Source organism: Plantactinospora soyae (assembly GCF_014874095.1).
GTDB classification, from domain to species: Bacteria; Actinomycetota; Actinomycetes; order Mycobacteriales; family Micromonosporaceae; genus Plantactinospora; species Plantactinospora soyae.
This window is the reverse complement of the sequence record NZ_JADBEB010000001.1, coordinates 1,082,491-1,100,560: the sequence shown is the minus strand read 5'-3', so window position 1 is coordinate 1,100,560 and position 18,070 is coordinate 1,082,491. Positions and strand designations below refer to the sequence as shown.

Annotated in this window: 14 protein-coding genes and 1 pseudogene; 11 read left to right on the top strand and 4 right to left on the bottom strand. The window is 72.7% G+C overall.

Annotation, left to right across the window (positions count from 1 at the left end; all coding sequences use genetic code 11):
- Positions 1-402 precede the first annotated feature (402 nt).
- Genes H4W31_RS04900 through H4W31_RS04870 form a run of 7 tightly spaced genes read left to right on the top strand, consistent with a single transcriptional unit; the run spans position 403 to position 10,910 of the window.
- Complete coding sequence (locus H4W31_RS04900; RefSeq protein WP_225945394.1) at positions 403-1,761, top strand: glycoside hydrolase family 5 protein; 1,359 nt, start codon at positions 403-405, stop codon at positions 1,759-1,761.
- Positions 1,762-1,765: 4 nt separating this feature from the next.
- Positions 1,766-3,838: a 3-dehydroquinate synthase family protein gene (locus H4W31_RS04895; protein WP_192765548.1), complete on the top strand. Its 2,073-nt coding sequence runs from the start codon at positions 1,766-1,768 to the stop codon at positions 3,836-3,838.
- Positions 3,823-6,174, top strand: a complete 2,352-nt coding sequence (locus tag H4W31_RS04890) for an ROK family protein (protein ID WP_192765547.1) — start codon at positions 3,823-3,825, stop codon at positions 6,172-6,174. Before H4W31_RS04895 ends, H4W31_RS04890 begins: the two co-directional genes overlap by 16 nt.
- Positions 6,171-7,754: a phosphoheptose isomerase family protein gene (locus H4W31_RS04885; protein WP_192765546.1), complete on the top strand. Its 1,584-nt coding sequence runs from the start codon at positions 6,171-6,173 to the stop codon at positions 7,752-7,754. Before H4W31_RS04890 ends, H4W31_RS04885 begins: the two co-directional genes overlap by 4 nt.
- The gene (locus H4W31_RS04880) at positions 7,751-8,761 is read left to right on the top strand and encodes a Gfo/Idh/MocA family protein (protein ID WP_192765545.1); all 1,011 of its coding nucleotides are present in this window, start codon (positions 7,751-7,753) and stop codon (positions 8,759-8,761) included. Before H4W31_RS04885 ends, H4W31_RS04880 begins: the two co-directional genes overlap by 4 nt.
- Complete coding sequence (locus H4W31_RS04875; protein WP_192765544.1) at positions 8,758-9,792, top strand: sugar phosphate isomerase/epimerase family protein; 1,035 nt, start codon at positions 8,758-8,760, stop codon at positions 9,790-9,792. The genes H4W31_RS04880 and H4W31_RS04875 overlap by 4 nt, the downstream gene beginning before the upstream one ends.
- Entirely contained in the window at positions 9,789-10,910 is a 1,122-nt protein-coding gene (locus H4W31_RS04870; RefSeq protein ID WP_318783029.1) for a Gfo/Idh/MocA family protein, read from the top strand. Before H4W31_RS04875 ends, H4W31_RS04870 begins: the two co-directional genes overlap by 4 nt.
- A 111-nt stretch (positions 10,911-11,021) precedes the next feature.
- Here H4W31_RS04870 and H4W31_RS42495 read toward each other — a convergent pair.
- A pseudogene (locus H4W31_RS42495) lies at positions 11,022-11,642 on the bottom strand (glycosyltransferase family 2 protein); the annotation flags it as partial.
- Positions 11,643-11,746: 104 nt separating this feature from the next.
- Positions 11,747-12,505: a DUF6071 family protein gene (locus tag H4W31_RS04865; protein ID WP_225946153.1), complete on the bottom strand. Its 759-nt coding sequence runs from the start codon at positions 12,503-12,505 to the stop codon at positions 11,747-11,749.
- 267 nt (positions 12,506-12,772) lie between these two features.
- Here H4W31_RS04865 and H4W31_RS04860 point away from each other — a divergent pair, with 267 nt between their 5' ends.
- Entirely contained in the window at positions 12,773-13,891 is a 1,119-nt protein-coding gene (locus H4W31_RS04860; protein ID WP_225945393.1) for a winged helix DNA-binding domain-containing protein, read from the top strand.
- Between the two features lie 23 nt (positions 13,892-13,914).
- Here the strand turns inward: H4W31_RS04860 and H4W31_RS04855 are convergent, their stop codons facing one another.
- A complete protein-coding gene (locus tag H4W31_RS04855) occupies positions 13,915-14,742 on the bottom strand; it encodes a TetR/AcrR family transcriptional regulator (RefSeq protein ID WP_318783028.1) in 828 nt (275 codons plus the stop codon).
- 90 nt (positions 14,743-14,832) lie between these two features.
- Between H4W31_RS04855 and H4W31_RS04850 the strand changes: the two genes are divergently transcribed.
- The 3 genes from H4W31_RS04850 to H4W31_RS04840 all read left to right on the top strand — a co-directional run bounded on the left by H4W31_RS04850 (position 14,833) and on the right by H4W31_RS04840 (position 17,649).
- On the top strand, positions 14,833-15,858 hold the full coding sequence (locus H4W31_RS04850) for an ATP-binding cassette domain-containing protein (RefSeq protein ID WP_192765542.1): 1,026 nt from the start codon (positions 14,833-14,835) through the stop codon (positions 15,856-15,858).
- A 5-nt stretch (positions 15,859-15,863) separates the two neighbouring features.
- A complete protein-coding gene (locus tag H4W31_RS04845) occupies positions 15,864-16,682 on the top strand; it encodes an ABC transporter permease (RefSeq protein ID WP_192771849.1) in 819 nt (272 codons plus the stop codon).
- Positions 16,683-16,806: 124 nt separating this feature from the next.
- The gene (locus tag H4W31_RS04840) at positions 16,807-17,649 is read left to right on the top strand and encodes an alpha/beta hydrolase (protein WP_318783027.1); all 843 of its coding nucleotides are present in this window, start codon (positions 16,807-16,809) and stop codon (positions 17,647-17,649) included.
- Between the two features lie 139 nt (positions 17,650-17,788).
- Here the strand turns inward: H4W31_RS04840 and H4W31_RS04835 are convergent, their stop codons facing one another.
- Complete coding sequence (locus H4W31_RS04835) at positions 17,789-18,067, bottom strand: YciI family protein (RefSeq protein WP_192765541.1); 279 nt, start codon at positions 18,065-18,067, stop codon at positions 17,789-17,791.
- Between the last annotated feature and the right edge of the window lie 3 nt (positions 18,068-18,070).

Here is an 18,070-nt window from a genome sequence, read left to right as displayed (position 1 = left end):
TGACTCCTGGGTTGGGACCGGCGGGTGGGATCGCTAACATCCCACGGCAAAATATCGCCCTCCATCAGTGGGGGCAACAGCGGACCGGTTGACCTCGCCGAGATCCAGCGCCTCGCCGGGGTGGCCCACAGGCTCCTACGGTACGCCGTGGGAGCGCATCCATCTGATCATGGTTCACCTCTTGACGATTGTCCTTAAATCGTATTGAGTCAATATCGATCCGAACGGGCAATGCACCCGACTAGGGGAAAGGCAGGGGGTGGCATGTCCGTGTCCCGGTTTACTTTGGCGTGCCCCGGAGGATTTCTCCGGACCAATGGCGATCAAATAGTTGACGACGACGGCCGCCCGGTTATCTGGCGCGGGATTGGCCTCGCCGGTTGGCTCAACTTCGAGAACTGGATGACCGGTTTCCCGGCGTACGAGCAGGGCATGCGGGGCGCCGTACGGGACGTGCTCGGCCCCGAGCGGGCGGAGTTCTTCTTCGACCGGTTCCTGGAGCACTTCTTCACCGCCGACGACGCCCGGTTCATCGCCGGGCTCGGCTGCAACGTGGTTCGGATCCCGGTCAACTACCGCCACCTGGAGGACGACCAGCGGCCGTTCGAGCTCAAGGAGTCCGGCTTCCACCACCTGGACCGGGCGATCGAACTGCTCGCCGGGCAGGGCGTACGCACCATCATCGACCTGCACGCGCTGCCCGGATGGCAGAACCAGGACTGGCACAGCGACAACCCCACCCACGTGGCCCAGTTCTGGCAGCATCCGCACTTCCAGGACCGGGTCGTACACCTCTGGCGGGAGATCGCCCGCCGCTACCGGGACAACCCGTGGGTGGCCGCGTACAACCCGGTCAACGAGCCGGCGGACCCGACCGGCGAGGTGATCGGGCCGTACTCGCGCCGGCTGGTCGAGGCGATCCGCGAGATCGACCCCCGGCACATCGTCGTACTGGAGGGGAACCGCTACTCCAACGACTTCGAGGTGTACGGCGACCCGCTGCCGAACGTCGTCTACTCGCACCACGACTACGCGCCGCCCGGGTACGTACCGGACGGCCGGTACCCGGGCGTGGCGCACCTGACCCACGTCTGGGAGTCGCCGGACGGGGTCGGCTACGAGCACGGCATCCTGCTGCCGGACCAGTCCCGCGACCAGTACTTCGACGCGGACGTGCTGGAGCGGACCTATCTCAAGCGCAGCGAGTACATGCTGCGCACCGGCACCCCGGTCTACGTCGGCGAGTTCAACGTGGTCTTCACCGGGGACGCCGAGCGCGACCGGATGCGGCTGGACCTGCTCGCCGACCAGTTCGAGATCTACACCCGGCACCGGGCCAACTGGGCGTTCTGGCCGTACAAGGACATCGGGGTGGCGGCGCCGTTGACCGTCGACCCGGAGAGTGCCTGGATGCGCCGGATCCGACCCGTGCTGGAGAAGAAGGCCCGGCTCGGCGTCGACCTGTGGGGTGGCCGGCACGATCACATCCAGCAGGTCATGCGGCCGCTCACGGAACTCTTCGCCGCCGAGTTCCCCGACTACCTGCCGTTCCCGTTCGGCAGCGAGTTCCTGATCGGACGGCTGGTGCCGCAGATCCTGTTCGCCGAGGCCCTGCTGCCCGAGTTCGGTGGGCTGTTCCGGGGCATGGACGAGTCGGCGATCGACGAGATGATGCGTTCGTTCCGGTTCGACCAGTGCCGACCGCGCCAGCCGCTGGTCGACCTGCTGCGACGGGCCTGCGCCCAGCCGACTCCGGTCTGAGTCGATGCCGACGACGACGCCGGTCACGGTTCCGGGCCGCACCCGCGAGGTTTCCCGTACCGCCGCTCGCCCCGCGTACGGGCTCAAGGACTCGTTCCGGGCCGAGCTGGTCGACACCTTCGAACTGCGGATCCGGCGGAACCTGTGGAGCCCGGGCAATCCCACCCTGCTCCGGGCGTTCGGCGGGGCCCGGCGGATCCTCGCCGTCTGCGACCACCCGGAGCAGGGCCGGCGGCTCGGCGCGTACCTCGACCACTGGCGGGACCGGGGCGCGCTCGACGACCACCAGACGGTCGACGGCCGGACGTTGGCCGGGTTGCCCGGTGCCGCGCCGGTCCGGGCGGTGGTCCGGGCCGCCGTGACGGCCCGGCTCGGCCGCCGGGACGCGTTCCTGTCCGTTGGCGGGACCCGGGCGACCGCCACGACCACGCTGGCCGCCGCCATGTACCGCCGGTACGCCCACGCGGTACGGGTGCACGACGACCTGCCGGCGCTGCTGGCCGCCCTGCACTGGGACGCCCGGACGGTGGCCGGCGACCCCGCGATCGCCGTTCCCGGGCGGGACCCGTTCGTGCTCGTCGACCTGGACACCCTGCTCGCCGACACCACCCCGGTACGCCCCGACGAGGAGTGGGCACTGCGTCACCTCGCCGGCTTCGACGACGTACTCGCCGAGCACCTGGACCGGGGTGCGGACCGCCCGCCGCCGTCCCTGCTCCGGCGGACGGCGCTGGGCGCGGTGTCCCGGCTGCTGCACCGGTACGCCCCCGGCGACCCGCGCGTCTGGCCGCCGCCGCCGACGCGGGCGGCCGAGCCGAGCCGGGCCCGGGGGTCGGTTCCGCCCCGGGCGTCGTTCTTGTTGCAGCCGTCGATCTCGTTGCAGGCGGCGACGCCGGTACGGGTGTCGGTCCGGGCGCACCGGATCCGGGAGGTGTCCTACCGGGTCACCTTCACCAGCGGAGTCCTCGACCCCGGCAACCCCGCCCTCTCGGCCTACCTGCCGGCCGGCGCCCGGGTACTGGCGGTGGTGGACGACTACTCCGGCAAGGTCACCGCCGCCGCCCGGGACACCCTGGACGCGCGGTTCCGCCAGGGCCGGCTGGGCGGCTTCACGGTGCTGCCGATTCGCAGTACGCCCCGGGGCAAGACTCTCGACGCCGCCGAGGAACTGCTCCGGACGGCCCGGCGGATGCGACTGGGACCGGACGACCGGATCCTCGCCGTCGGCGGTGGCACCATGCTCGACCTGGTCGGCTACGTCGCCGCCTGCCATCCCGGCGGCACGCCCTACCTGCGGATCCCGACCACCCTGGTCGGACTGGTCGACGCGGGCGTGGGCCTGAAGGTGGGCGTCGACCTGGACGGGCGGAAGAACCTGCTCGGCGCGTACCACGCACCGCTGGCCTGCCTCTGCGACGCCGGATTCCTCACCACCCTGCCGGACGTCGAGTTCCGCTGCGGGCTGGCCGAGATCGTCAAGATCGCACTGGTCCGGGACGCCCGGCTGTACGGCCTCGTCGAGGAGCACCACCGCGCACTGCGAACCCCGGGCGGCGCCCCGGTGCTCGACGAGGTGCTCCGGCGGGCCGTCGCGGCGATGCTGGTCGAGTTGGAGGAGAACCCCTGGGAGCGGCGGCTGCGCCGGTTGGCGGACTTCGGCCACGAGTTCGGCCACGTGCTGGAGGAGCGGTCCGACTACCGGCTCCGGCACGGCGAGGCGGTCGCGATCGGGATGGCGCTCTCCTGTCGCCTCGGGGTCAGCGCCGGCCGGCTGCCCCGGACCGTCGCCGACCGCGCCGAGACGCTGCTGCGCCGGATCGGGCTGCCGACGTACGACGACTGCTGTGCGGCCGGGGAGTTGTGGCGGGCGCTGCGGACCCACGTACTGCCGCACAAGGGCGGCGAACTGCACCTGGCCGTACCGGTCGGGATCGGGGTGGGCGGGTTCGTCGACTCGATCGACGAGATCGGCGCGGGGGACCTGCGCCGGGCCTGGACGGCGCTGCGGGCCCGGGCGGTCGGTACCCGGACGGCGGCGGCGCCGGCCGTACCGCCGTGGGCGTGGGACCGGTCGTGAGTCCGGTGCCGCAGAGCAGTGTCGTGGTCGATGTCGGCGGGACCCAGACCCGGTTGGCGCTGGCGCAGGGGGATCGGCTGGTCGGCGAGGTGGTCCGGTTCGCCACGCCCAGCCGTCGCGACCGGCAGGAACTCTCGCTCGCCGACGCCCGGGACGGCCTGCTCGACCGGGTGGCCGAGGAGGCCGACCGGCTGCACCGTGCGGCCGGGCCGGTCGGCCGCCGCGACCTGGGCGTCGCGTTCGGTGCGGTGGTCGGCGCCGACGGGGTGATCCGGGACGCGAGCGTGCTGTGGCGGGCCCAGTCGGCCGGCTTCGACCTGCGGGCGGCGCTGCGGAGCCGGCTGCCGTGGGCCCGGGTGACGGTACTCAACGACGTGGCCGCCGCCGCCTGGCACTACCGGAGCCTGGGCCGCTTCGCCCTGGTCACCGTGAGCACCGGGGTGGCGGTCAAGATTTTCGACGATCGGCTGGTCGGCGTCGACAAGGTGCTCGCCGATCCGGCCGGCCTGGGCGGTGAGATCGGTCACGTACCGGTGGAGCCGACCCTGCTCGACACGGTGCCCGGTGGGCCGGCCGGTGCCGCGCGACTCGGCCGGGCCGCCGCCGCCGGGGACCGGGCCGCCCAGGACCGGCTCGCCGACTGGGACCTGCCCTGGTGCGACTGCGGCGCGGTCGCCGACCTCTGCGCGTACAGCTCCGGACCGGCCGTGGTCCGCGCCGCGATCCGGCGGGCGCGGCGCGACGGCGCCGAGTTCGCCGGCTCGCGCCTGCACCGCCTGGTCGACGGCGACCCGGCGCGGATCGACGCGCGGGCACTCGCCGACGCGGCCCGGGACGACGACCCGTTCGTCCTCGCCGTGGTACGCGCCGCCACCCGGCACCTCGCGGTGGCCGTGTTGCAGGTCTGCGCCCAGCTCGGGCTGCGCGTGGTGGTCGTGGTCGGCGGCTTCGCGCACGGGATGGGCGCGCCCTGGTTCGCCGCGCTGCGCGGCTGGCTCACGGAGCTGTACGTCGACGCCGGCTGGTTCCAGGGTTGGCCGGTGGCCGACCGGGACGGGCTGCTGCACGTACCGGACGACGCCGAGCACGCCACCCTGGCCGGGATGGCCGGCTACCTCGCGGCCCGGGGGACGCAGGCCCGGGAGGTGGTCAAGCCGGTCGGCGAGGCGCGTCTGGTGCTGACCGTCCGGCCGTGGCCCCGGTGCGGCCGCGAACAGTTACTGCTCCGCCCGAGGTACGCCGGATTCTGCGGGACCGACCTGCAGATCCTGCGCGGCGAGCGGGGCCTGGAACCGGGGGTGCTCGGACACGAGTGCGTGGCCGAGGTGGTCGAGGTCGGCGCCGACGTCTCCGGTCCGCTCCCCGGTGACCTGGTGACACTCAATCCGAACCATCCGGGCGACGACTATCTCAAGCTGGGCCACAACGTGCCCGGAGTGTTCCGGGACGTGATCGTGAGTGACCTGGGGGCGCTGGCCCAGGGGCAGGTCGTCGGGCTGCCGCCGGGCTGTGGGCCGGAGTGGGTACTGCTGGAGCCGCTGGCCGCGGTGCTGCGCGCCCACCGGGCGTTGGCCGGGGACTGGGCCGGTCGGGACGTACTCGTGCTCGGCGCCGGCGTACTGGCCCTGCTGCACGTCGCCGTGGCCCGGGCCCGGGGTGCCCGTACGGTGACCGTCGCGGCCCGGTCCGACCGGCGCCTCCAGGTCGCGTTGCGGCGCGGGCTGCCGACCCCGGATGCCGTTCTGCCGCTCGGTCCGGGACTGGCGGCCGGGGTCCGGTCCGCCACCGCCGGCCGGGGCGCCGAACTCGCCGTGATCGCGGTCGCGGGTGCCGCCGGCCCGGCGGCGGCCGAACTCGTCTGGCCGGCGCTGGCGGACGGGGCGGGACTGCACCTGTTCGGCGGATTCCACGCCGGCCGGCCGGTCCGGATCGGCGGCCTGACCCTGGACCCGGGGCCGCTGCGGGCCAGCGCCGGATTCCGGGTCGTCGACAACCCGGCCGGTGGCCGGTGCACAGTGGTCGGTACCCGGGGCGGTCGTGGCATCGACTTCGCCGCCGCCCGCGACCTGCTCACCGGAGGCGACTCCGACGAGGGCACCCCGGCCGAGGACGGCGGGTCCGGTATCCGGATCACCGCCGGGCCGGCACCGCTCGACCTGACCCCACTGGTCAGCCACCTCGTATCGCTGCCCGCGCTGCCGGCCGTAGCGACGGAACTCCTCGACCACGGCACGGTGGCGGGTACCTCGGCGCTGCGGGTGGTGGTCGACTTCCGGCTCGACGGCACCGTGGTGGCGCCGGCCTTTTCGGAGCCGGGCCGTCGAGGTTCGCCGTGACCGGGGTACGACGGCCGGAGCCGACCGGAGCCGAACTGTGGGCGTACGTCCGGGCGGCGGCCCGTGGTGATCGACACGGACCGGCGGGTACGGTCGCCGCGCTGGCCAGCCTGGCCGGGGTGCCCCGACTCGGGTGGGTGCACGCGCCACCCTGGCCGGTGGTGTCCCGCCTGCTCGGGCCGCGCAGCGGTGGGGCGCCGCTGCGGGGCTGTCACCGGGCGGTGTTCGTCGGCACCGGGGGCTGGGCCTTCGGGCTGCGAGCCGTCTGCGAGGCACTGCCGGGTCAGTCCACGGTCCGGGTGCTGGACAGCCTCGACCCGGCCGCCACCCAACGGGTACTCGCCGAGGCGGGTCGGTCGGGCGACACGGCCGGCTTCGCGGTGAGTGCGTCGGGGCGTACCCGGGAGACCAGCTTGCTCGCCGCCACCCTCGCGGTGGCCGGGCAGCGTAGCGGCGCGGCGCCTCCGGTCTGGCTGTCCGAACGCGACGGAGCGCTCTCCCTGACCGGCGCCCGCGACCAGGTGGCTCTCTACGGCACCCCGCTCTCCCGACCGGCGTTGCTCGCCGCGCGGATGCTCTGCTGGCCACGGTTCTCCGACGCGTACCGGGAGTTCGCGACGGCGACCCGGGCGATCGGGGAGTGGGCCGGCGAGGAGTCCCGCCGGCTCCCGGCCACCGGAGGACCCCGGGTGGTGTTCCGGCTACCGCACGGCTCCGGCCCCGGACTGCGACTCTGGACCCTGCAGGCCGCCCGGCAGGGCTGGGGCGGCAAGTCCGAGCGGTTCCGCCCGTGGCCGGACGTGGCCGCGCCGCAGTTCCCGGGCCCGGTCCCGGGTTCCGATCCGGACCTGGAACCCGGATCGGACGTCGTCGGGGAGTCGCCGGAGCAGTCCGCCCGGAACGGCACGGCCGCCGGGGAGGTGGTCGTCGACATCGCCGAGGGCATCTCGGGGCTGCGGCCCGCCGGCAGTCCCGCCGGAGCGGTCGCCACCGCGATGGCCACGAGCTACGCCGTGGCCGCCCTGGTCGCCTGCGTGGCGGTCCGGCATGGACTCCGCTTCGCCACCCACGACGCGGTGAACCGCTACAAGCGGCTGATGCCCCTGGCGCCGACCGCCACCGACCGTCCCGGTGGGGGCCGGGCGGTGGGCAGCGTCGACGAGTTGGCCGGGGTACTCGCGGGCTGGCTGGCGGAGCGGCCGGAGCTGACCGCCGTACACGTCGTCGGGTACGGCGCCGGCCTGGCCCGGGCGGTACGGGCCGGACGGCTGACCGAGCGGCTCGACCGCCGGGTCGAGGTGCACGAGGGCAGTGGCTGGAACCACCACTCGTACCAGCTCGTCTGGCACACCCGCTCGGTCGGCGTCGCGGTGCTGCTCGCCCCGGTCCAGCCGGTGGTCACCGGCGACCCGGCGCTGGACGCCGCCCTGACCGCGCAGCGGCACACCCTGGACGCCATCGCCGGTGCCACTTATGTCTCGCTCGCCCCACGCAGCCTGTTGCTGCGGTGGTGCCCGGGTGCGTCCGGCGACGCCGGGGCCGGGGCGATCGGATCCGGCCGAACGGGAGACGCCCGATGACCTTTCGGATCGGCATCGTGGGCGCCGGGTTCCTGACCCGCCAGTCACTGCTGCCCGCGATCGCCGAAGCCGGCGACCTGAGCCTGGCCGCCGTGCTGGACCGGGACCCCGAGACGCTCCGCGCGGTGGCAGCCGGCTTCCCGGGGGTCTGGTGCGGCACCGACTCCCGCGAGTTCCTGCGTACGCCGCTGGACGGGGTGCACGTGGCCACCCCGAACCGGCGGCACGCCGAGTTCGCCTGCCGGGCCCTGGCCCGGGGCATCCCGACCCTGGTCGAGAAGCCGTTGGCCGACACCGTCGACGGCGGGCAGTGGATCCTCCGGGCCGCGATGGCCTCGGGTGCGCCCGCGATGGTCGGCTACATGTCCCGGTACAACGCCTACAACCGGGCCGTCGTCGAACTGGTCCGGTCCGGACGACTCGGCACGCCCCGGTCGATCACGGCCAGCCACCTGGGGCACCGACAGGGCGACTGGCGCAACCGGCGCGCGGACAGCGGACTCGGCTGCCTCGGCGACCTGGCCATCTATCCGCTGCTGACCGCGACGGACGTGTTCGGCGCGGCGCCGACGGCCTGCCGCGCCACCGGCTACCCGGGCGGCGATCCTGAGCGGACCGACATCTACGTGGAGGCGACCCTGTGGTTCGGCGACGGACTGCGGCTGCAGTTGGAGTCGTCGTTCACCGAGCCGCCCGGTGTCGGCGTCTCGCGGTACACGGTCGTCTGCGAGCAGGGCCTGGTGGTGGTCCGGGACTCGTGGGCGATGAACTCCGGCGGCTCGGTGCTGGTCTGCGACGAACAGGGACGGCGTTGGCTGCGGCCGGAGCCGGTGGACCCGTACGTCGCCCAGTACCGGACCTTCGCCGCCAGCGCGGCGGGGGCCCCGGTGCCGGCCGAGGTGAGCATCCCCCGCGCGTTACGGGACCTACGGGTGCTGCACGCGCTTGAACGCAGCGTCGCCAACGGCGGAGTGCGGTTGGCGTTGAGCGGAGGGCAGAACCCATGAAACTCGTCCTGCACAGCTACACGTTCCGCCGGTACCCCCTGCGACACGTCTTCGCGGTCGCCCGGCGGTACGGCTGGGACGGCATCGAACTGGTCCACTTCCACTTCGATCCGGCCCGGGTGGAGGACGAGATCGCCAAGGCGGTGACGCTCGGCCGGCGGTACGGGGTGCCGATCCACTGCGTGGGCTACACCGGCGACTTCGTCGGCGACGACCCGTCGGACCGGGCCGCCTCGCTGGCGCTGGCCCGGCGGACCATCGAGACCTGTGCCCGGCACGGCATCGAACTGGTCAACGGCTGGTCCGGAACCCTGGAGCGGGATCCGGACGACTGGCGGCGCAACGGCAGCGCCATCGCCGAGGACCGGCACTACGAACGGGCCGCCGAGGGGTACCGGCAGCTCGGCGAGTACGCCCGGCGGCACGGCGTACGGGTCGGGGTGGAGGTGTATCCGGGGTCCGTACACGACACCGTGGCGACCACCGCCCGGCTGCTGGCCATGGTCGATCACCCGAACGTGTTCGCCACGGCGGATCCGGGCAACGCCTACGTGGTCAGCCCGGCCGACCGGGATCCCGAAGTACTCGACCAACTCGCCGGCCGGCTCGGCTACTTCCACCTGAAGAACCTCCATCCGGACGGCGGGCGGGCCGACTTCAATGTGGACACCGCCGACGGGGTGCTGGACAACTACGCCTGGATAACCAAGGCGTACGCGCTCGGTGTGCCGGCGATCTGCGTCGAGTACTGCGGTACCGGTGACCCGCATCCGCCGATCGCCCGCGCCGGCAACTACGTACGCGACTGCCTGGCGCTGCGCGACGACCTCGACCGACGGCACGAGGCGGCCGAGGCGATCGGGGCGAACGAGGCGGCGGAGGCGATCGGGGCGATCGGGGCGGCGGAGGCGGCGGAGCCGAACCGGGCGGCGGCGGTCGACCTGTCCCGGCCGGCCGGATCGTCGGTGGCGACGCTGGTGGCGAAGGACGCGGGGCCGGCGCTCGCGGGTGCACCGGGATCCGGGCGGTGAGCGGAGCGCCGACCGGCCGACCGATCCGGTGGGGCATCCTGGGCACCGGTTGGATGGCCGGAAAGTTCGTCGACGACCTGGTACGCCTGCCGGACGCCGAGGTGGTCGCGGTCGGATCGCGCACCGGGGCGGCCGCCGCCCGGTTCGCCGACCGGTACGCGATTCCCCGGGCCCACGGCAGTTGGGCCGGGCTCCTCGCCGACGACCGGGTCGACGTCGTGTACGTCGCCACACCGCACTCGACCCACCATGCCGCGGTGGCGGCGTGCCTGGACGCGGGGCGGCCCGTGCTGTGCGAGAAGCCGTTCACCCTCAACGCCGGTGAGGCCGCCGACCTGGTGGCCCGGGCCCGGAGCACCGGCCTGTTCCTCATGGAAGCGATGTGGATGCGCTGTGTGCCGGCGATCCGACGACTCGTGGAACTCGTCCGGGAGGGCGCGGTCGGGTTACCCCGGCTCGTCCAGGCGGACTTTGGCCTGGTGGCGCCGGTCGATCCCGGGCACCGGCTGCGTGACCCGGCGCTCGGCGGGGGCGCCCTGCTCGACCTCGGCGTCTATCCGGTGACCCTGGCCCACCTGTTGCTCGGGCCGCCCGAGTCGATCACGGCGGTCGCCACGCTGACCCCGTACGGCGTCGACGAGACCACCGCGATGACGCTGGGCTACCCGGACGGCGCGCTGGCCACCCTGTCCTGCTCGATCGTCGCCGACACCCCGTGGACCGCCGCGGTCTGCGGCAGCACCGGCCGGATCGAACTGGGCCGGGGGTTCTTCCGGCCGGCGGTGCTGACCCTGCATCCGGCCGGCGCCGAGCCGCAACTCGTCGAGGTGCCCTTCGAGGGTGAGGGCTTCGTCCACGAGGCGGTGGAGGTGATGCGGTGCCTGCGGGCCGGGCTGACCGAGAGCCCGTTGGCCACGGCGGCGGACACGATCGCCGTACTGCGGACCCTGGACGCCGTACGGGCCCGCACGGGGGTCCGGTACCCGGCCGACGAGCTATGGAAAGAGCACCCGGTTGCGGAGGCTTCCGACGAGGCGTCCACAGCGCATCGCGCACCGGGTCACCCAGACGGCTCGGGCCTTCCTGGACCGGAACAGGTCGGGCAGGTGGTGCAGTAGCCAGCGCCACTCCCGCGCGGCGGACCGTACCGAGCGGGGTAGTCCGGCGGTGGCGAAGTCGCGGTACAGCCGGGGATGGCTCGTGCCGTACGAGTAGTACTGCCGGGCCATCCCGCGCAGGTCACGCCGGAGCCGGTAGTGGACCACGGCGTCGGGCAGCGCCCCGAGCCGGTGCCCGGCGAGTTGGGCCCGCCAGAAGAAGCTGACCTCGTCGGAGCCGTACCGGTAGTGCGGGTCGAAGCCGCCGAGTTCCTCGTAGACGGCCCGTCGTACGCCGCAGTTGGCGCCGAGGGCGTACGGCAGGAAGTCGAAGCCGCCCTGCAACGATCCGGGCGGCTTCTCCGGCCGGGTGGCCAGCGAGACGTCGTCGTTGAGCAGGTGACGTTCGACGTGTCCGCCCACCGCCGGGAACTCGGCGAGTCCGCGTACCATCTCCGCCACCCACTCGGGCCCGACGATGTCGTCCTGGTCGCAGAAGAGCAGCAGCTCGCCCCGGCTCACCCGGCAGCCCTCGTTGCGGGCGTAGCTGGTGCCGGCCTGCCCCGTAGCCGGATGCAGCCGGAGTTCCGGCAGCCGGCCGAGGAAGGCGTCGACCAGTGCCGCCGTCCCGTCGGTGGAGCCGTTGTCCACCACGATCAGCTCCCACCGACCCTGGTACGTCTGCCGGCCCAACGCCTGGAGCTGGGCGGCGATCGTCGCCGCGCCGTTGCGGGTAGGAATGATCACCGACACCAGGCCGGGCCCGGTCGTCCCCGGAGCTCGGGGCGCCGCCACCGGACGGGCCGTGACCGGCGTGCCTGCCGTCACGGGACGGGCCGTGACCGGCGTGCCTGCCGTCACCGGTGGAGCCGGTCGGCGAGTGGGAAGCAGAGCCGCTCGTCCGTGGTCAGCCAGGTGCGCATCGCGTCGGCGAAGTGCCGGTGCCCCTCCCGGAGCGGATGGTCCCAGTCGCCGAACGGAACCCTGCCGAACACCATCTCCCGGAAGGTGTCCTGGGGGCGGGGTGGCAACTGCCCGAAGACCAGGTCGGCGCGGAGCGCCCGCATCAGTGGCACCGCTTCGGCCGGAATCGGGTCCGGCAGGATCTCCCAGGCGAAGGCGAACCGGCTCGGTACGCCCCGCCCGGCGAGATGGTGTTCCAGGAGCAACCAGTCCACGAAGAAGTTCACCGTCTCGCCCGTGGTGCTGAACAGGTGCCGGAGGTACGCCTTCGACGGCTTGTCGCCCTCGGCGGCCTTCCAGTCGGCCACCCGTTGCCAGTGGAGTTCCTCCGGCAGCGCCGGCCGTACGCCGAGGTCCGGGCGTACCGGCCCGTCCTCGATTCCGCTGTCGTAGTACTCGTTGCGGCTCAGCGCGGTCCACATCCCGAGGAAGAGGATCTGGTCGTACTCCAGCCGGTGTGCGGCCCGGATCGCCGCCAGGTGCTGCACGGTCGTCCGGACGGCCCGCCGGTTGGACCCGCCGTCACAGGCCAGGTTGACCACGTCGATACCGAGTTCCGCGGCCAGTACGGCGGGCCAGGACTCGCGCTCCGGCCTGGCCAGCTCCGCGCCCCGGGCGAAGCTGCACCCGTTCACCACGAGCAGCCGGGTCATGGTCAATGCCGTCTCCTTGCTGCGCTCTCCCCGGCGGCACCGGGCCGACCCGCCGAGCCTGCTGGCCGAGCCGGCCGCCGAGCCTGCTGACCGAATCCGCTGGCCGAGCCGTTGGTCGGATGCGTGGGAACGCTCCCATGCCGCGACGGAGGTAAATATATCCAGTACCGGCCGGAATGGGCAACGGACGTGGGTCGACCGACCGGGTCCGTTCGGTGTCAGGGGTCGGGGCTAACGTCTGACCTCGACAAACCGTTCCGACGGGAGATGACCATCACGATGACCAGGGCCGTGCTGCACCGTCGGGCGCTCAACCGGGCCACCCTGCACCGGCAGCTCCTGTTGGACCGTTCGGACCTCACCGCGATCGAGGCGATCGGGCATCTGGTGGGCCTCCAGGCCCAGACACCCCAGACCTGGTACGTCGGCCTCTGGACCCGGCTGCGCGACTGTCGCCCGGAGGCCGTCGGGGAGTTGCTGACCAGCCGCCAGGCCGTACGCATCGCGCTGCTGCGCTCGACCATCCACCTGGTGACCGCCGCCGACGCGCTGGCCTTGCGTCCCCTGCTGCAACCGGTGATCGAACGGGGTATGGGCAGCAACCACGGCAAGTTGCTCACCGGACTGGCCCGGGAGGACATCGTCGCGGCCGGCCGTGATCTCCTCGACGAACGGCCGCTCAGCTTCGACGAACTCGGCCGCTCACTGGGGCAGCGGTGGCCGGACCGGGATCCGGCGGCGCTCGCCCAGGGCATCCGGGCCTGGGTGCCGCTGGTGCAGGTGCCGCCGCGCGGAGTCTGGGGACGTACCGGGATCGCCGCGCACGCCAGCCTGGACACCTGGCTCGGTGCCGCGCCGCGCCACGACTACCCGGTCGAGGAACTGCTGTCGCGTTACCTGGCCGCGTTCGGCCCGGCCACGGTCCGCGACATGCAGGTCTGGTCGGGCCTGACCCGGCTCGCCGAGGTGGTGGAGCGGATGGGCTCCCGGCTGGTCGGCTTCCGCGACGAGAACGGTGCCGAGCTGTTCGACCTGCCGGACGCCGTACGGCCGGATCCAGACGTTCCGGCGCCACCCCGTTTCCTGTACGACTACGACAACCTGCTGCTCTCGTACGACGATCGCGGCCGGGTCGTGACCGACGGCTACCGCCAGCGCAACACCTCCCGCAACGGCATGCTGCCCCGCGCGATCCTCCTCGACGGCTACACCGCCGGGACCTGGACGACCACCGTCGCGCGGGGTACGGCGACCCTGACCATCGACCCGTTCGCCCGACTGTCCAGCGTGAACATCGAGGCGCTGGCGGTCGAGGGCGAGCGTCTGCTCCGCTTCCTCACCGGCGGGAAGTCCACGCTCGACGTCCGCTTCGTCGAGCCGGCCTGACCACCGGCACCCGTCCGGCGCCCTCAGCGGGATCGACGGTCGGGCTCGGCCGCCCGGGTGCGTATCAACGACTCGATTCCGTCGAGCACCCGTTGCAGGCCGAACTCGAACGAGCGGGCCGGATCGGAGGGAGCGCCGTACTCCTCGCCGGACACCTCGCCGACCCGGGCCGCCGTGGGATAGCGGTCGGGATCGAACACCTGCTCCAGCAGCGGGGCGTACGTCTCCCACCACTGCTCGCTGGTCATCCCCGTACGCTGCTCCACCCGGGCGGCCTCGATGACGCTGCGTACCGCCCCGTACACGTAGTCCTGGAGCAGGCTGACCACGAGGTCCATCTCGATCTCGGTGAGGCCGAGCCCGTCGACGGCGGTGAGGTCCCGGTCCCACTTGGCCATCAGGTGCGGGCCGAGCACCGGAAGGCTCGTCGCGACCTGGAGTAGCCAGGGATGCCGGAGGTAGCGCGCCCAGTTCTCCCGGGCCAGCCGCTCCAGCCCGGCACGCCCGCCGCCATTGCTCCGGCTGCCGTCGTTGTCCTCGCTGCCGTCTTTTTCCTCGCTTCCGGCCGGCCGGGGTTCCTCGGCGTGCACGGTGTCCACCATGACGTCGATCAACTCGGCCTTGCTGGGCACGTAGGTGTAGAGGGACATCGCGGTCACCCCGAGTTCGTCGGCGACCCGTCGCATCGACAGCCCGGCCAGTCCCTCGGCGTCGGCGACCTCGATCGCCGCCCGGACGATCCGTTCCACCGAGAGCTTCGGCTTCGGCCCCCGTCGAGGCGGGTCCTGGACACCCCAGAGGAGTTCCATGCTCCGCTTCGGGTCACCGCTGCCGCTGTACTCCGTCGTCACCTCGTCATTCTCCCCGACTTGAACTCTTTACAGCGTACGCTATAATGTCGCTCGTTACTCTATACGGCGTACATGATTTTGGGGGTGGTCATGAACGACCCGAACGTGGCGATCCGGGCGGAGGGGCTGCGCAAGCGGTACGGCGACAAGCTCGCCCTGGCCGGGCTCGACCTCACCGTTCCGGCCGGTACGGTGCACGGCCTGCTCGGACCGAACGGAGCCGGCAAGACCACGGCGGTACGGATCCTCGGCACCCTGCTCAGGTGCGACGCCGGACGGGCCGAGGTGGCCGGATTCGACGTGGCCCGCCAGGCCGAACAGGTGCGGTACCGGATCGGGCTGGTCGGCCAGCACGCGGCGGTGGACGAGATCCTGTCCGGCCGGCAGAACCTCGCGATGTTCGGCCGGCTCTACCACCTGCCGGGGGCGGTGGCGGACCGCCGGGCGGACGAACTGCTGGCCCAGTTCGGGCTGGCCGACACGGGAGGCAAGCCGGTCAAGCAGTACTCGGGTGGCATGCGCCGCCGGCTCGACCTGGCGGCCGGGCTGATCCTGGCCCCGCCGGTGCTCTTCCTGGACGAACCGACGACCGGACTCGACCCGCGCAGCCGCAACGAGGTGTGGACCGCCGTCCGGGCGCTGGTCGACGCCGGTACGACGGTGCTGCTCACCACCCAGTACCTGGAGGAGGCCGATCAACTCGCCGACCAGATTTCCGTGATCGACGACGGCCGGACCATTGCCGAGGGCACGCCGGACGGGCTGAAGACCCTGCTCGGCGGTGACCGGATCGACCTCGTCCTGCACCGGGCCGACGACCTTCCGGCCGCCGCCGCGCTGCTCGGCCGGGTGACCGGCGGTACCGCCGAAGTCGACGAGGACAACCGGCGGGTCAGCGCACCGGTACGGGACCGGATGGGTGCGCTGACCGAGGTGGTACGCGGACTGGACGACCGGGGCATCGCGGCGGAGGACATCGCGCTGCGCCGACCCACGCTGGACGAGGTCTTCCTGCACCTCACCGGCACCGACCCGAGCACCGGCACCGACCCGAGCACCGGCACTGATTCGAACGTGATCACTCCTAATTCGGCTGAACGGAAGGTGGCCCTGTGACAGTCATGATCCCGAGCCCGTCCCGTACGGCGTCGCAGCGCTTGCGCTGGACGATCGCGGACGGCTGGACGATCACCCGGCGGGACCTGGTCCACTGGGCCCGTCAACCGGTGCAGGTGGTGGTCGGACTGCTGTTCCCGATCATGGTGGTGCTGATGTTCGGCTACCTGTTCGGCGGTGGGATGTCGGTGCCGGGCGGCGGCGACTACCGGGAGTTCCTGATGCCGGGCATGTTCGCCATGACCATGCTCTTCGGCATCGAGGGCACCTACACGGCGGTCGCCACCGACGTCTCGCGGGGCGTCACCGACCGGTTCCGGTCGATGCCGATGGCCGGCTCGGCGGTGGTGGTGGGCCGGAGCACCGCCGACATGCTCAACGCCGTACTCGGGTTGGCCGTCATGGTCGTCTGTGGACTGCTGGTCGGCTGGCGCTGGCATGGCACGGTCGGCGCGGCGCTGGCCGGATTCGGGCTGCTTCTGCTGCTCAGGTTCGCGGTGCTCTGGGTCGGCATCCACCTGGCGCTGGTGCTGCGCAACCCGGAGGCGGTGGTCGCGATGCAGATCCTGGTCTGGCCGGTGCTCTTCCTCTCCAACGCCCTGGTCTCGCCGGAGACCATGCCGGGCTGGCTGGGTTTCCTCGCCGAGGCGAACCCGCTCTCCGCGACGGTGTCCGCGACCCGCGAGCTGTTCGGCAATCCGGGCTGGGGCGGGGACTCGTGGCTGCGCCAGCACGCCGTGGCAATGGCCGTGGGCTGGCCGGTCCTGCTGATCGGGATCTTCCTCCCGCTCTCCGTACGGCGGTACCGCCGACTCGACCGGTAACAGATTGGGGCTGGCGGCCCGGGGTAACCGACGCACGGCGCCGGTACCGGGCCGCCAGCAGGGGAGACGCCGGCCCGGTACCGCTCGTGAACCGGACCGGACATCCAGACCGCAGGAGGACACGGTGACCCTCATCCCTCCCGAACCGACCCCGCCCGACACCATCGTGCTGATCCACGGGTTGTGGCTGACACCGCGCAGTTGGGAGCACTGGGCCGAGCGGTACCGGAGTGCCGGTTACCGGGTGCTGACCCCGGCCTGGCCCGGAATGGACGACGAGGTCGAAGAGTTGCGGCGGGACTCCAGCCCCATCGCCGAACTGACGGCGGCCCAGATCGTCGACCACTACGAGCGGATCATCCGGGATCTCGACCGTCCGCCGATCATCATGGGGCACTCGTTCGGCGGCGCGTTCACCCAGATGCTGCTGGACCGGGGGTTGGGCGCGGCCGGCGTCGGAATCGAGTCGGTCGCGGTCAAGGGCGTGCTAAGGCTGCCGCTGTCGACCCTGAAGGCCAGCCTGCCGGTGCTGCGGAACCCGGCGAACCGGCACCGGGCCGTACCGCTGAGCATGGACGAGTTCCACTACGCCTTCACCAACACCATGTCCCGGGAGGAATCCGAGCAGGTCTACCAGCGGTACGCCGTACCGGCGGCGGGTGGCGTGCTCTTCGAGGGAGCGCTGGCGAACCTGAATCCCCGGGCGGCGTTGCGGGTGGACTTCGGCAACGAGCGGCGGCCACCGCTGTTGCTGGTCGCGGGTGGGGCAGACCGGGTGGTGCCGCCGTCGATCAGCCGGGCGACCGCCGGCCGCTACCGCAGGTCGACCGCCGTCACCGGCTACAAGGAGTTCCCCGGTCGTCCGCACTACACGGTGGGGCAGGCCGGTTGGGAAGAGGTGGCCGACTACGCGCTCAACTGGGCGGTCGAGGCGGCCAAGGCCCGCGTCCCACAGCCCAGCCGGTAAGGACTCCACGCCCACCCGCCGCCGCTGCCCGCCAGCTGCCCCGCCTCCGCCAGCCGGCCCCGGCGGGGGTGCCTGCCGGCTGACCGGGGCGGCCGCTGCCGCGTCACCCGGCCGGCTGACCGGGGCGGCCGCTGCCGCGTCACCCGGCCGGCTGGTGGACGTCGCCGACGATCGGTTGCCAGTGTCGCAACCCGACCACGGTCACTCCCGCGGTGCGGTAGTACGGGTCGGCGGCAAGGATCTCGCGCACCATCGGCTCCTCCGTGTCGAAGAGCAGCAGCGCACCCGAGTCGTCCCGCCACGGCCCGGCCGCCCGGAGTAGACCCTCGGTGTGCAGCCGGGCCAGCCGCTCGCGGTGTGCCGGCCGCGCCGCCAGCCGGGCCGGGTCGTCGGTGAAGCTCAGTTCCAGAACGATCATCTT

Bases quoted from the DNA above. Each gene is read 5' to 3' on its own strand.
- H4W31_RS04895 (WP_192765548.1), top strand. From the start codon at position 1,766: ATGCCGACGACGACGCCGGTCACGGTTCCGGGCCGCACCCGCGAGGTT.
- H4W31_RS04845 (WP_192771849.1), top strand. From the start codon at position 15,864: ATGATCCCGAGCCCGTCCCGTACGGCGTCGCAGCGCTTGCGCTGGACG.
- H4W31_RS04860 (WP_225945393.1), top strand. From the start codon at position 12,773: ATGACCATCACGATGACCAGGGCCGTGCTGCACCGTCGGGCGCTCAAC.
- H4W31_RS04835 (WP_192765541.1), bottom strand. From the start codon at position 18,067: ATGATCGTTCTGGAACTGAGCTTCACCGACGACCCGGCCCGGCTGGCG.
- H4W31_RS04875 (WP_192765544.1), top strand. From the start codon at position 8,758: ATGAAACTCGTCCTGCACAGCTACACGTTCCGCCGGTACCCCCTGCGA.
- H4W31_RS04850 (WP_192765542.1), top strand. From the start codon at position 14,833: ATGAACGACCCGAACGTGGCGATCCGGGCGGAGGGGCTGCGCAAGCGG.
- H4W31_RS04865 (WP_225946153.1), bottom strand. From the start codon at position 12,505: ATGACCCGGCTGCTCGTGGTGAACGGGTGCAGCTTCGCCCGGGGCGCG.
- H4W31_RS04880 (WP_192765545.1), top strand. From the start codon at position 7,751: ATGACCTTTCGGATCGGCATCGTGGGCGCCGGGTTCCTGACCCGCCAG.
- H4W31_RS04900 (WP_225945394.1), top strand. From the start codon at position 403: ATGACCGGTTTCCCGGCGTACGAGCAGGGCATGCGGGGCGCCGTACGG.